At 49.4% G+C, this 13,706-nt stretch carries 13 protein-coding genes; 3 read left to right on the forward strand and 10 right to left on the reverse strand.

Features of this window, described 5'->3' with window-relative positions:
• Nucleotides 1-52: 52 nt before the first annotated feature.
• Nucleotides 53-973 carry a Kdo(2)-lipid IV(A) acyltransferase gene (locus tag EO763_RS08920; RefSeq protein WP_161528722.1) on the reverse strand — a complete coding sequence of 307 codons (921 nt, stop codon included), beginning with the start codon at nucleotides 971-973 and terminating at the stop codon, nucleotides 53-55.
• Nucleotides 974-1,234: 261 nt separating this feature from the next.
• Nucleotides 1,235-2,329 carry an NADH:flavin oxidoreductase/NADH oxidase gene (locus EO763_RS08925; RefSeq protein WP_161528723.1) on the reverse strand — a complete coding sequence of 365 codons (1,095 nt, stop codon included), beginning with the start codon at nucleotides 2,327-2,329 and terminating at the stop codon, nucleotides 1,235-1,237.
• A 215-nt stretch (nucleotides 2,330-2,544) separates the two neighbouring features.
• On the opposite strand from EO763_RS08925, the gene trhO reads away from it, so the two are divergent.
• The gene (trhO, locus tag EO763_RS08930) at nucleotides 2,545-3,612 is read left to right on the forward strand and encodes an oxygen-dependent tRNA uridine(34) hydroxylase TrhO (RefSeq protein ID WP_161528724.1); all 1,068 of its coding nucleotides are present in this window, start codon (nucleotides 2,545-2,547) and stop codon (nucleotides 3,610-3,612) included.
• A 73-nt stretch (nucleotides 3,613-3,685) separates the two neighbouring features.
• Here the strand turns inward: trhO and EO763_RS08935 are convergent, their stop codons facing one another.
• From EO763_RS08935 to pyrC, 6 genes are all read right to left on the reverse strand, one after another.
• Nucleotides 3,686-4,261 (reverse strand): YceI family protein, encoded by a 576-nt coding sequence (locus EO763_RS08935; protein ID WP_161503050.1) that lies wholly within the window; start codon nucleotides 4,259-4,261, stop codon nucleotides 3,686-3,688.
• Nucleotides 4,262-4,290: 29 nt separating this feature from the next.
• Nucleotides 4,291-4,845, reverse strand: a complete 555-nt coding sequence (locus EO763_RS08940) for a cytochrome b (RefSeq protein WP_010276123.1) — start codon at nucleotides 4,843-4,845, stop codon at nucleotides 4,291-4,293.
• A gap of 458 nt (nucleotides 4,846-5,303) precedes the next feature.
• The gene (gene bssS, locus EO763_RS08945; protein WP_039489011.1) at nucleotides 5,304-5,558 is read right to left on the reverse strand and encodes a biofilm formation regulator BssS; all 255 of its coding nucleotides are present in this window, start codon (nucleotides 5,556-5,558) and stop codon (nucleotides 5,304-5,306) included.
• Between the two features lie 242 nt (nucleotides 5,559-5,800).
• Entirely contained in the window at nucleotides 5,801-6,058 is a 258-nt protein-coding gene (locus EO763_RS08950; protein WP_010297192.1) for a hypothetical protein, read from the reverse strand.
• 88 nt (nucleotides 6,059-6,146) lie between these two features.
• Entirely contained in the window at nucleotides 6,147-6,386 is a 240-nt protein-coding gene (dinI, locus tag EO763_RS08955) for a DNA damage-inducible protein I (protein ID WP_161528725.1), read from the reverse strand.
• A gap of 106 nt (nucleotides 6,387-6,492) precedes the next feature.
• Complete coding sequence (gene pyrC / locus EO763_RS08960; protein WP_161528726.1) at nucleotides 6,493-7,536, reverse strand: dihydroorotase; 1,044 nt, start codon at nucleotides 7,534-7,536, stop codon at nucleotides 6,493-6,495.
• Between the two features lie 184 nt (nucleotides 7,537-7,720).
• Between pyrC and EO763_RS08965 the strand changes: the two genes are divergently transcribed.
• On the forward strand, nucleotides 7,721-8,008 hold the full coding sequence (locus tag EO763_RS08965) for a putative quinol monooxygenase (protein ID WP_161528727.1): 288 nt from the start codon (nucleotides 7,721-7,723) through the stop codon (nucleotides 8,006-8,008).
• A 62-nt stretch (nucleotides 8,009-8,070) separates the two neighbouring features.
• Here EO763_RS08965 and rne read toward each other — a convergent pair whose 3' ends face one another.
• The gene (gene rne, locus EO763_RS08970; protein ID WP_161528728.1) at nucleotides 8,071-11,451 is read right to left on the reverse strand and encodes a ribonuclease E; all 3,381 of its coding nucleotides are present in this window, start codon (nucleotides 11,449-11,451) and stop codon (nucleotides 8,071-8,073) included.
• Between the two features lie 594 nt (nucleotides 11,452-12,045).
• Here rne and rluC point away from each other — a divergent pair.
• Nucleotides 12,046-13,002 (forward strand): 23S rRNA pseudouridine(955/2504/2580) synthase RluC, encoded by a 957-nt coding sequence (gene rluC / locus EO763_RS08975; protein ID WP_161528729.1) that lies wholly within the window; start codon nucleotides 12,046-12,048, stop codon nucleotides 13,000-13,002.
• Between the two features lie 66 nt (nucleotides 13,003-13,068).
• Here the strand turns inward: rluC and EO763_RS08980 are convergent, their stop codons facing one another.
• Nucleotides 13,069-13,653, reverse strand: a complete 585-nt coding sequence (locus EO763_RS08980; RefSeq protein ID WP_161528730.1) for a Maf family protein — start codon at nucleotides 13,651-13,653, stop codon at nucleotides 13,069-13,071.
• Nucleotides 13,654-13,706: the final 53 nt, after the last annotated feature.

The following is a 13,706-nucleotide window of genomic DNA, read 5'->3' on the forward strand; positions in this document are numbered from 1 at the left end:
TTTTTTCGTCTGTCATAAGGTGTCGCAATTCCTGAAACTACAGGGGGGCATGTTAATAAAGGGGCGGTTCGCCTTCCGGACGGGTTTTGAAACGGCGGTGCAGCCACATGTATTGATCCGGTGCGAGCAGAATGTTCTTTTCAACGACCTTGTTCATCCAGGCTGCGGTCACGGTTTCATTATCTATAGGCGCTCCCTGTTCAGCAGGCTGAATCAGCAGCTCATAACCTTTTCCTTCGGGCAGCCGGCGTGGCACAAATGGGATGATTGCCGGATGTGCTGTTTTTATCAGCATATAGCTCCCGCGGGTTGTTGCTGCGGTGTTTACGGCAAACAGTGGGGCGAATACGCTGCTGCGTGGACCATAATCATGATCTGGGGCATACCAGATGATGTCCCCCTGTTTGAGGGCGCGAATCATGCCCTTAAGATCTTTCCGATCCAGCATGGATTTATTGGAGCGCAGCCTTCCCCACGTCTGTAACCAGTCAATCAGCTTGTTATCATTTGGACGATACACGCCGATTCCCGGATTGTGCATACCAAAAACGCGTGCACCGAGCTCCAATGTTAAAAAATGCAGCCCGATAAGCAATACACCTTGCTCCCGTTCGTTCTCAGGGCGTATATGCTCAAGGCCTGTTACCGTAAACCAGCGTTCGAGACGCCAATTCGGCCAAAACCAGGCCATACCTGTTTCAACTACGCCCATGCCGACCGATTCGAAATTCTTCCTGACTAATTCATCACGCTCAGCCTGTGGCATATCGGGGAAACACAGTTCAAGGTTGCGAGCGGCAATCTTGACGCGTTTTTGCAGCAGGCGCATAGCCAGATAGCCGAGCGCGGTACCGATACGATAAATAGCGGGGTAGGGCAGCAAGACGATAAGGTAAAGAATACCGATGCCCAACCAGGTGGGCCAGTAGCGCGGATGTAGCAATGAACGATTAAAAGAAGGGATTTGTGTCATGGCCTCAGTATCAATATTTTGGTGCTGGTCAGCACGCGAACCGTTAAAAAGAATCGGGTTAATGGTTAACTGCAAGATAGATTATTGCGGTGCTTTGCCAATAAAACAAACTATTACTGTCTTATTGACTGATTTTTATACAGAAAGCGGCAATAATCGTACCATCTCCAGAGAATGATTTTTGACTTTTGGTGACATAGAGCATGGTGAAACGGGGAAGAGGCGACCCTGAAAGGATCGCCTGACACACCATGTTTATCGTTACTGTTTGAAAATGCCTCTGGCGTAGCGTGGTTCACTACGCCAGTACTGTGCAGGGGCGGAGACCTGTGCGCCTAGTCTGGCGGCCGCATGCCACGGCCAGCGAGGATCGAAGAGTATCGCGCGAGCCAGCCCGATAGCGTCTGCCTCACCGGTTGCAACGATCGCTTCTGCCTGTTCCGGCTCGGTTATCAATCCAACGGCGATGGTCGTAATACCAACCTCTTGCTTAATCCGCTGCGCATACGGTACCTGATAATTAGGCGCAGGATGAATCTGTTGCAACGGCGATAGCCCGCCGCTGGAGACATGGATGAAATCGCAGCCTAATTCGTGCAGTGCTTTACTGAGCTGTACGGACTGTTCCAGATCCCAGCCTCCTTCCACACCATCTGTCGCAGAAATGCGCACACCAACGGCTTTATGTTCAGGAAAAACGTCGCGTATCGCACGGTAAATTTCAGTGACCAGACGCATCCGATTTTGAAGCGAACCGCCATAGCCATCTGTGCGCTGATTTGTCAGCGGTGAAAGGAACTGGTGCAGCAAATAGCCGTGAGCAGCGTGAATCTCTATCAGATCAAAGCCCAGACGGTCCGCACGTTTGGCAGAGTCAACGAACGCGTCAATTAGCGCACGGATTTGCGGTTCTGACATGGCCTTTGGTGTTGCATCGCTCACGTTGTAAGGAACAGCTGATGGCGCAATAGTCTGCCAACCCCCCTGTTCTGGGTGCAGAAATGCCCGTCCGCTCCACGGAACGCCCGTTGAGGCTTTGCGGCCTGCGTGCCCCAACTGTATGCCGAGGGGGATGTCAGAATAGGTTTTGACAGACTGAATCACGCTGGTAAGGGCTTGTTCGGTTGCGTCATCCCACAAACCAAGGTCGTGCGGGGAGATCCTACCTTCTGGCGAAACTGCGGTCGCCTCAATAATAAGTAGCCCAGCGCCAGAATGTGACAGGTTACCTAAATGCATCGTATGCCAGGCTGTCGCCTTGCCATCCTCAGCTGAATACTGACACATGGGGGCAATGATGATTCGGTTGGGCAGTTCGAGTTTACCAAGCGATACGGGGGAGAAAAGCTGGCTCATAATGACAGATCCTTCGATGATGATACTTCATGAACGCGAAAATGAATCCCAGAGGTCATTGGCTTACGGTAGATCACTCTTTCTCGTTGCGCTATTCATTTCATGCCCTGACAGCCTCAACGCTATCAGGTATGATGCCGACGATTCGATGTATCGAGCTATAGCTTGATATTGAACGTCACACGCTAACCTCAATGAAGACAGGAACGTACACCATGCCAGTGTTACATAACCGAATTTCTAATGAGGAACTGAAGGCACGTATGCTTGCGGAAACCGAGCCGCGTACCACAGTTTCCTTCTATAAATATTTTACGATTGACGATCCAAAAGCATTTCGCGATCGCCTGTATATTCAGCTTGAGCAATACAAGGTCTTTGGACGTATTTATATTGCCACTGAAGGGATTAACGCTCAAATCAGCGTGCCCAATAATCAGTTCGATACCTTTAAAGCTGCATTGTTCAGTGCGCATCCGGCACTCGATCAGATTCGCTTAAATGTCGCTCTGGAAGATGACGGGAAATCGTTCTGGGTATTGCGTATGAAAGTACGCGAACGGATTGTTGCCGATGGCATTGACGATCCTACCTTTAACCCCGCGAATGTTGGGCAATACCTGAAAGCCGATCAGGTTAATGCGATGGCTGACGATCCTGATACCGTGTTTGTCGATATGCGTAATCATTACGAATATGAAGTCGGACATTTCGAGAATGCACTGGAAGTGCCGTCGGATACGTTTCGTGAGCAGTTGCCGATGGCAGTTGAAATGCTGGACGAGGTGCGTGATAAAAATATTGTCATGTACTGCACGGGCGGTATTCGTTGCGAGAAGGCCAGCGCTTACATGCTGCATCACGGCTTTAAGAACGTGTATCACGTCGAGGGTGGCATTATCGAGTATACGCGTCAGGCTAAAGCTCAGGGCTTACCGCTGAAGTTTATCGGCAAGAATTTCGTGTTTGATGAACGGATGGGGGAGCGTATCTCTGATGATGTTATCGCGCATTGCCATCAGTGCGGAGCGTCGTGTGATAGCCACACTAACTGCCGTAATGAAGGGTGCCATCTTCTGTTTATCCAATGCCCGAGTTGTGCCGCAAAATACGAAGGTTGCTGTAGCACGCAGTGTCAGGATGAAACGAAACTGCCATTGGAAGAGCAGAGAGCGATACGCAGCGGGCGTGAAAATGGGATGAAGATCTTCAATAAATCCAAAGGATTGTTGCAGTCAACGTTGCACATTCCTGCACCGGTAGCGAAAGACAAGGCTGAATAGCGAACGGCTCATCGTGCAATAAAAAGCCCTTTCCAACGGAAAGGGCTGTGTACTGTTGATGCGTGGTGCCGCCTTATTTCTGGCGAACGCCTTCAACGGCAATAATCAGTTCTACATCCTGTGAAGCTGGACCCAAATCGGTCGTGATGTTGAAGTCTTTCAGCTTGATAGTACCTTCGGCTTGAAATCCTGCACGATAGTTACCCCATGGGTCATCACCCTGACCGATGAGTTTGGCATCCAGCTTAACGGGTTTGGTGACGCCATTTAAGGTTAGGTTACCGGTAATATCGTAGTCTTCACCGTCTTTCTTCACTTCAGTGGATGTAAACGTTGCCTGCGGATGCTTGGTAACGTTTAAAAATTCAGCACTGCGAAGGTGCTTGTCACGTTCAGCGTGGTTAGTGTCAACGCTGTTGGTGTTGATAGTGACATTCACTTTATCCGCTGATGGGTTTTTCTCATCAAAGGTAAAAGCGCCATCGAAGTCGTTAAAGCTGCCGTAAAGCCAGCTATAACCGAGGTGTTTAATGCGGAATTCAATAAACGCGTGCTGGCCTTCTTTATCGAACTTGTACTCTGCTGCCAGTGCAGAACCGGCAGAGGCAAGCATGGATACTGCGGTCAGGCTCAGTAGTGTTTTCTTCAGCATTGGTATTTCTCCATAAATCCAAAAAGTTAAGGAACGTTGCGACCCAACATCCGTTTCAACGTGTTATCACCATCGATAAAGTGGTGTTTTAATGCGGCTAAACCGTGCAGCGCTGATAAGGCAACCACCGCCCATGCGAGATAAAGATGCACGTCGCCTGCTATATCGGCCTGATCCGTCAAGCCGCTGACAATGGCCGGAACAGAAAACCAGCCAAAAACTGAGATGGAATGCCCTTCGGCAGTGGAAATGAGATATCCACTAATGAGAATGGCGAAAAGAATGACATAAAGCGCAATATGAGCCAGCGTCGCGCTGACGCGGGTTAATGTGGAATAGCTTTTCAACGGCGGAGGCGGTGGGGAGATAAAACGCCACACCACGCGAAAGATTAAAATAGCAAAGAACAGCACGCCAATGGCTTTGTGAATCTCTGGGGCACGGTGATACCAAATATTGTAGTACCCTAATGTGACCATCCACAGCCCTAAAGCGAACATGCCATAAACGGTTAACGCTGCAATCCAGTGCAAAAGAATGCTGATATGGCCATAACGAGAAGAGGTATTACGCCAAAGCATGGTGATAGCTCCTTATCAGATCGGTAACGTAGTCAATCCGGCGAAATTTAACAGGAAGAAACATAAAATCAATATAAACTTTCAAATTGCAACATTATCATAAAGATGAGCAATTTTTTTGAATTTAAATTCATAATTTATTCAGTTTGGTTATGGAAGTTCTTTACTAGAAATAGATATTTCTAATGGCTGTTTTCAGGCGAAGGATGAATAAAGACGACGGTGAAATAAATTAATGGCACTGGAAAGGGACTCTATTAGTTGAATAATGATGTAGCAGGTGATTATTAGCATCAGGGCGGTGATAGTATAAAAACAGATAGGCACGAATTAATTTATTGACGGATATAAAAAGAAATGAGAATAGCCCTAAAATAACAACACCGCCCTATTGGCGGTGTTGTTATTTTAGGAAAGTCAATGGGTATTGAATATAATATTAATAACGTTATCAATTACTAATGTTTTCGGTAATCACTGGCGTCACAGTCTGTAGATTCGATTTTTGCAATACCGGCTTCAAGTATGTGTATCAGTTGCCTTGCAACATCGGTCGTTAGCCAAAGCGTCCGGTCTACATGTGCTTCATCTGGTGCTTGGTCCGAGGTGGATAAGTAGTGCAAACGGATCATCATGGCGTCATAACTGTCAACGGTGCTGATGTCCCAACCTACAAGAGGATGTGTCTGAATAACTTCATTTTCTCTATCCATAAATACCCCTTTATTGACTAGTTACTAACATGAGTGACTAACGAGGCTTCTGGTGGTTCATTATTTTTAAATGAACATTATCAGTATACTGCTGCTTATTTAATTTATGGGAAATATTTTCAATTTTTCGTAAAAAAGATTACACAGACAGGTGTGGCTAAGGGATAGGTGGTGCGTTAGATGAAATATCGGGACGAATAGGCTTTCATCCCGAAGGTGTTGTTAACAGGGGCGGCAGAGCATTATTCCACACCAAATCCTGCATTTTTCTCCAATGCGGCAGCAAGTCGAGCAAGGTATTTCTTCATCGCTGGATCCCGATTCTCATTTTGAGACTCGAGTGCCAGATTGTGAATCATCAGCTTGTTTGCTTTTTCATCAAGGCAGAACGCCAGGGACGAAAAGGCAAGTTCCAGAGCGTCGATCTTGCGTTGTTGCTCGCCAATCAGCTCCAGCAGTTCCCCAAATGTCATTGCCTCTTCTGGTTTTTCTACCGTCATAACAGATACCCTCGGTCATAGCACATGGCGAATTGCCGCTTTAAACTGCCATTACAGCCTATATCTTCGTTATTTTTCAAGCTTTAGATTACTCTGCGGTAAACCAGTCGTCGGCGCTTTCCCACGTTTCCTGCAAGATTTCAGAGATACGATCTTTGTCCTCTTTGCCACCCCCCATGACTGTCAGGTTATTTGCGGATGCATAACGAACCTGAATGGGCGTGTCGGGATAAATTTTATGAATACGCTTTTCCAGCTCATGCCTGAGTGCGTCGACTGCACCAGCGGGTAAAGGCGTTGTCTTTGCAAGAGTGATTTCTACGCGCATGCTGACCTCCAAACTTTAAACTGTTTATTTATACAGTTATTGCAAGTGGAGAACAAGACACGCAATAAAATTTAGCCCATCGGCATAGTGCGGATGGGCTTGTCGATTAACGGACTGACCAGTTGAGGCTTTGTCCGGCTAGGAAGGGGATTAGCGACTCGTCGCCGAGAGCGATTTCTTCGGGGAACGTGACGGTTTCACGATGAAGCTCAATCAAGCTGTCGTTCACCGGCAGGCCATAAAAACGTGGGCCGTTCAGGGAACAGAATGCTTCGAGTTTATCCAGCGCGTTCATTTCTTCAAAAACGGTGGCGTAGGTACTTAATGCCGCCTGGGCATTGAACACACCGGCACAGCCGCAGCTGGACTCTTTTCTGTGTTTTGCATGGGGCGCGGAGTCAGTGCCGAGGAAAAGTCGGTCGCAGCCGCTAGCAACCGCTTCACGTAGCGCCTGCTGATGCGTATTGCGTTTTAAGATCGGCAGGCAATATAGGTGAGGGCGAACGCCACCAACCAGCATATGATTACGGTTAAACATCAGATGCTGCGGTGTAATGGTTGCGGCGAGATAATCATTACCTTCAACAACATACTGCGCGGCTTCTTTCGTCGTAATGTGCTCAAGGACGACCTTCAGCTCAGGGAACTGTTTGCGTAATGGTTCCAGCACGGTTTCGATGAAGCGCGCTTCCCGATCGAAAATATCAACGGCAGAGTCGGTAACTTCACCGTGGATGAGTAACGGCATGCCAATTTTCTGCATTTGTTCCAGAATGCCAGAAATATTGGCGACGCTGGTGACCCCATGGCTGGAGTTCGTTGTCGCATTGGCTGGATAGAGTTTGGCTGCGGTAAAGACACCTTGCTCAAAGCCACTCACGACTTCGTTGGCATCAAGCGCATCGGTCAGGTAGCACGTCATCAGCGGATGAAAATCATCACCCTGCGGGACCGCGGCTAAAATACGCTGACGATACGCGATAGCGCTGGCTACGCTGGTAATCGGCGGCGTCAGGTTAGGCATAACAATCGCACGGCCAAAGAAACGGCTGGTATAGGGTAGAACGGTTTCCAGCATCTGATCGTCACGCAGGTGAATGTGCCAATCGTCAGGGCGACGGATTTTAAGAATAGTGGGCTGTGCGGTCATGGAATTGCGCTCCGGCGGTCAGTAGAAAAACATCGTCTTTCGGTTGGTTTTGGGACTGATACGGCGGGGGATAAGGATAAGCGTAAAGCTATTTGAATGCATCCGTTTGTTGATGAATGCTTGAAATTAACCGTGGATTGGCATCTGATAGCATTATCTTTTCATTGATAAAAAAGGGATGTATATGGAAATTCGTATTGTTGCCACTATTCAGGCAAAGGCTGAGTTCATTGCTGATGTTACCGCAACGCTAAAGCGCGTGGTATCACCTAGCCGACAGGAAGCGGGCAATGCGCAGTATGATCTGCATGAAGTCGTGGATAAACCCGGCTCGTTTGTGTTCTTCGAACGCTGGAAGGATCGTGATGCTGTGGCATCACATGAGCAGAGTGAGCACTTTAAACGCTTCTTGGTGGAACTGGATGGCAAAACAGATAGTGTAGATATCAAACTATTGAATTTTTTAGGCTAAAAAATAGTTGTGCATAAAAAAACACCCGCCAATTGGCGGGTGTTTGTCTATAGAAATCAGGATTACTCGCTGACCGGTGTAGGTTTGGTTGCTGGCGCTGTTGACTGGTTAACTGCGGCATGGCCGCCTGCCGAACCTTTTCCTGAGAACGGATAGGCCGGACGTACCCAATCACTGTGTCGAGCAGGCTCTGCACGGTATGCTGGCGCTGGCGCTTTAGTCATAGGCGCTGTCGCGTGGAGCTTATAACGAGGTTGCTCAGCAACGCTTGCTGCCTTTGTTACGCTCGATACAGATGTTACGCTCGATACAGACGCTTCCACAATCGGTTGTGCGCTGATAGCGGTTACCGGCTCATCCTGAACGCGTTGTGGCAGACTGGTTTCCTGTACTGCGGAAACCGCAGGGGTAGAAACCGGTTCTGCCACATCTGCTTTCTCAGTTGCATCAGCGATGCTATCCGCTTGCTTGTCTTCTACGACTGCTTCGGTAGCTACGTTTTCAGCCACTGCTTGTTCAGAAGCAACCGCGTCAACAGTTTCTTCAGCGACCTGAGTCTCCGCCGTATCAGCAACTTTTGCTTCTTCAACGGCATTCACGGCAACTGCAGCGATAGCATCGTCGATAGCGGTGTTTTCGGTAACTGGCTCGGCGACGCTTTCTTCGCCTCCGGTACTCACCTCGACATCCACTACATTGCTATCCTGGATAACGTCGGCAGATTGTGCTGTTGCGGTTACCGCGGCTTCTTCGTGAACTACTGTTTCTACCGCTTCAGTAATCGCAACGTTTTCAACCGTGTTGGATTCCACTGTGTCAGCTTGTACAGTCACTGCGGCTTCGACAACGGCAGGTAACAGCGGTGTTTCAATTGCTGCAACGTTCTCGTCCTGCTGTTGGCTTTCAACCGGCTGTGGCTGTGCAAGAGGATAGCTAACCCACACTTTTCCTGATGCCATTTCCGGAGAGGCGGCGGCAAATTCCAACTGCATTGGTGACTGAGATGGGTAACGCTCATCACGATAGCGGCGACGGCGCTGGCCGCTGACGCGAAGGTGACGTGGCGAACGACGTGAACGACGCGGCATACCGCCATTTTCGGCATTGGCACGATTAGCATCGTTTTGCTCGTTATCGGCCTCGTTAGTATCTACCGCAGCATCGCTTGGCTTGACGTAAGATTGAACCTGCTCAGATGGGGCAGCGACAGGCGCTGTGCTATCGGAGAGGGTATCTTGTTGAGCATCAGACTGAACGCGTACTTTCTGCGTCAACTGACGGCGCTGGCGACGTGGCATAACCTGAGTCGGTTTGTCCTCAACTGCATTGTCATCGGAATCATCAATAACTGGCTGTACTTTTGCCTCTGCCGGAGCCTGACGACGATCATCTTGACGACGGCGCTGGCGTTCAGCACGCGGCTCACGACGCGGTTGTTCTTCCGAACTGGATTTCTCCACATTTTCCGCAGCCCGAGTGTCAGTAACCGCATCCTCACTTTGTCGCTTATTACGGCGTTGATCATCACGCTGTTCACGATTGTCACGATTGTCACGATTGTCACGATTGTCACGATTGTCACGTGAGCCACGATCGCGGCGATTATTACCCTGACGGCGTGAGTTCCGACGTTCAGAACGCTGACCCTCAGTAGATTTCTCGTCTTCTGCTTTCTTATCGTCAGCAGCATCCACTGTTTTTTCAACAGGTTCAGAAGCGAATACGCCTTTCAAGGCACTGAGGAAACGGCTAAAGAGGCCCGGTTGAGCATCCTCTGTGGCTTTTGCTACAGCAGGAGCCGCTTTGGCAACTGGAGGCGTGGTTTCCTCTGGCATTTCAGCCATGCTAAACGTTGCTAAAGCGGGTTGCTCAGGCTGTTTACGCTCGATCGTTTGTTCGTCTTGCAACTGCTGCGTTTCCGTTTCCAAACGCTGAGGCAGCAAATAGCTGAGCGTTGGTTTCTCTTCGCCTTTACGGACGCGAACAACGGAGTAGTGCGGTGTCTGCATACCGTCGTGTGGCACGATGATCGCGCGCACGCCGCCTTGACGTTTCTCAATGGCGTTAACGGCGTCACGCTTCTCGTTCAGCAGATAAGAGGCAATCTGGACCGGAACAATCGCGTGGACTTCTTTGGTATTTTCTTTCAGCGCTTCTTCTTCAATCAGACGAAGAATAGACAGTGAAAGTGATTCATTGTCACGAATCGTGCCTGTGCCGCTACAGCGTGGGCAGACGTGGTGGCTGGATTCACCCAGTGAAGGGCTCAGACGCTGACGCGACATCTCCAGCAGACCGAAGCGGGAAATCCGACCGATCTGAATACGTGCACGATCCTGGCGCACGGAGTCACGCAGACGGTTTTCAACTTCACGCTGGTGACGAACCGGAGTCATATCGATGAAGTCGATAACGATCAGGCCACCGAGGTCACGCAGGCGCAACTGGCGGGCAATTTCGTCTGCGGCTTCAAGGTTGGTATTGAACGCGGTTTCTTCGATATCACCACCGCGCGTTGCACGGGCGGAGTTGATATCGATTGCGGTCAGCGCTTCGGTCGTATCGATAACGATAGAACCGCCGGACGGCAGGCGAACTTCACGCTGGAAAGCCGATTCGATCTGCGATTCGATCTGATAGTGGCTGAAAAGCGGAATTTCACCACTGTACAATTTGATTTTGCTGCTGAAGTCAGGGCGACCCAGCGCAGAAATATGTTCTTTCGCCAGATCGAGAATTTTTGGATTGTCGATCAGGATTTCGCCAATGTCTGGGCGTAGATAGTCGCGGAAAGCGCGGACGATCACGTTACTTTCCTGATGGATCAGGAACGGTGCAGGGCGGCCTTCGGCGGCTTTTTTGATCGCGTCCCAGTGTTTCAGACGGAAAGCCAGATCCCATTGCAGCGCTTCAGCGGATTTTCCCACACCAGCGGTACGAACAATAAGCCCCATACCATCGGGCAGTTGTAATGATCCCAACGCTTCTTTGAGCTCGGTACGATCGTCACCTTCGATTCGGCGTGAAATACCGCCCGCACGAGGGTTATTTGGCATTAAGACCAGATAGCTGCCTGCCAGACTGATAAAGGTGGTCAGTGCTGCGCCTTTGTTGCCACGCTCTTCTTTATCTACCTGAACAATGACTTCCTGACCTTCACGCAACACGTCTTTGATGTTAGGACGACCGTGGGAGGAATAGTTGTTAGGGAAGTATTCGCGGGCGATTTCTTTAAGAGGGAGGAAACCGTGTCTTTCAGCGCCGTAATCAACAAAAGCCGCTTCAAGACTAGGTTCGATACGAGTGATTTTACCTTTGTAGATATTTGCTTTCTTCTGCTCATGACCCGGACTTTCGATATCCAAATCATACAGTCGTTGACCATCAACCAAGGCAACACGCAACTCTTCCTGCTGAGTTGCGTTAATTAACATTCTTTTCATCTTCAACTTACTCGTTATTTTTACTTGCATTATTGATAGAGCTGCGGACAAAAGAACCGCATGACCGGAGTGAACCGATGGCCTCGTGGCTTATCGCAGGGACGTCAACCTCCCGGTTGTCGCCTGCATAGAGACGCATGTTTCGGTAGCCTGTGTTTCCTGATGGAAAACAGCGCATTTACTGAGGGAACAGCTTCTGAATTATGTCGCCAGATCTGATTCCATTTGCCGGCCAAGCTGCAATCCGCAGCCCGCTAACTGCTTGATTTCACATTACGTCTTACGCCATTGCTGCGTGTGTGCGTCATCAGGCAAATTTAATAATTTCGCAATTTCCCCTTGTTTTATCGGAAATCCGCGTGGGAAACGCAAAAGCATTATTCCACTGCTGATACCGTTATAGCAAGGTGACTTTGCCTGTCTGTATAAAGATAGTTCTGTTGTTATCACCAAAACAGACAGGGTTTGATGCTACAGCCCAACTCACCCGTCCACTTACTCGACAATGCAACAATATCTTCATAAGTCAGACACACAGTTAAGCACAGAAAAAGAAGTGGCGCTATCGGGTTGCTCTATTTAGAATCGCGCATCATGAAAACAGATAATCCTTCAGTACAATTTGTGACGATCTCCGCAGATGAAGCGGGGCAGCGCGTCGATAATTTTTTGCATACCCACTTAAAGGGTGTGCCTAAAAGCATGGTTTACCGCATCTTGCGAAAAGGTGAGGTAAGAATAAATAAGAAACGGGTCAAGCCTGAGTACAAATTGCTCGATGGCGATGTCATCCGTATTCCGCCTGTTCGACAGGCAGAACGCGATGAAACCCCTGTTTCTGCCAGTCTTGGCAAAGTGGCGGCGTTGGCCGAGTGCATTATTTATGAAGATGACTACCTGTTGGTTCTGAATAAGCCCTCGGGTACAGCCGTGCATGGCGGCAGTGGTCTGAGCTTCGGTGTGATTGAAGGGTTGCGTGCTTTACGCCCAGAAGCGCGTTTTCTGGAGTTAGTACACCGCCTCGATCGCGATACCTCGGGTGTTTTATTGGTCGCAAAAAAACGTTCGGCCTTACGTTCTCTGCATGAACAACTGCGACTGAAAGGCATGCAAAAAGACTATCTGGCGCTGGTTCGCGGCCAGTGGCAGTCTCACTGCAAGGTTGTTCAGGCACCGCTGTTGAAAAATATCCTGCAAAGCGGTGAACGTATCGTACGCGTAAACAGCGACGGTAAACCGTCAGAAACGCGCTTTAAAATAGAAGAGCGTTTTGAACACGCGACGTTGGTGCGGGCGAGCCCTGTTACCGGGCGTACGCATCAAATCCGTGTACACGCCCAGTATGCAGGGCATCCAATAGCATTCGATGACCGTTACGGCGATCGTGAATTCGACCAGCAACTAGCGGACACGGGCTTAAAACGTCTGTTCCTGCATGCGCAAGCGCTACGTTTTGAACATCCGAACACGGGCGAGACACTGAGAGTCGAAGCACCATTGGATAGCGGGCTGCGTCGCTGTCTGCAAGTGCTGCGCAAGACAAAAGCATAACCACGTATACCTCCTACCTGCTTTTATCTGCCGGGATAGCGCTTCATTAGGCTATCCCGATTTATTTCACATCGTCAGTGGGTTCACGCCTTCCTTTTGTAGCATCTGCGTTAGCGCGATAAGGGGTAATCCAATGAGCGTATTAGGATCGCGCCCGGATAGCCTTTCAAAGAGGGTAATGCCCAATCCTTCGCTTTTAAAACTGCCCGCGCAGTTCCACGGCTGCTCTTTCTCTAGATAACCATCAATTTCCGCTTCCGTTAACATACGGAAATGCACATCAAATGGCTCTGCGATGCTCTGCATTTCTTGGGTTGCACTATTGAAGAGCGCTAAACCCGTAAAGAAGGAAACACATTTTCCGCTGGCCTGCTGCAACTGCCGTGTTGCATTACCCTTACTATGTGGTTTTCCTGTTATGGCGTTCCCCAGCACGCAAACCTGATCGGAACCGATAATCAGGTTATTGGGGTAGTGCGCGGCCAGCGCTTTCGCTTTGCTTTCAGCAAGACGGATCACAAGATCGACGGCGTTTTCTCCGGGGCGAGGGGTTTCATCGATGTCTGGCGATGCGCAAACAAAAGGGATCGCGAGCTTTTCCAATAAGGCTCGACGGTAAGGTGAGGTTGAGGCGAGAACAATCTTCAGCATAATTTTTTGATAAACCGTAGCGTAATGATGAAAGGCATTTTAAACTGTGCGCC

Source organism: Pectobacterium odoriferum, from assembly GCF_009931295.1.
GTDB classification, from domain to species: Bacteria; Pseudomonadota; Gammaproteobacteria; order Enterobacterales; family Enterobacteriaceae; genus Pectobacterium; species Pectobacterium odoriferum.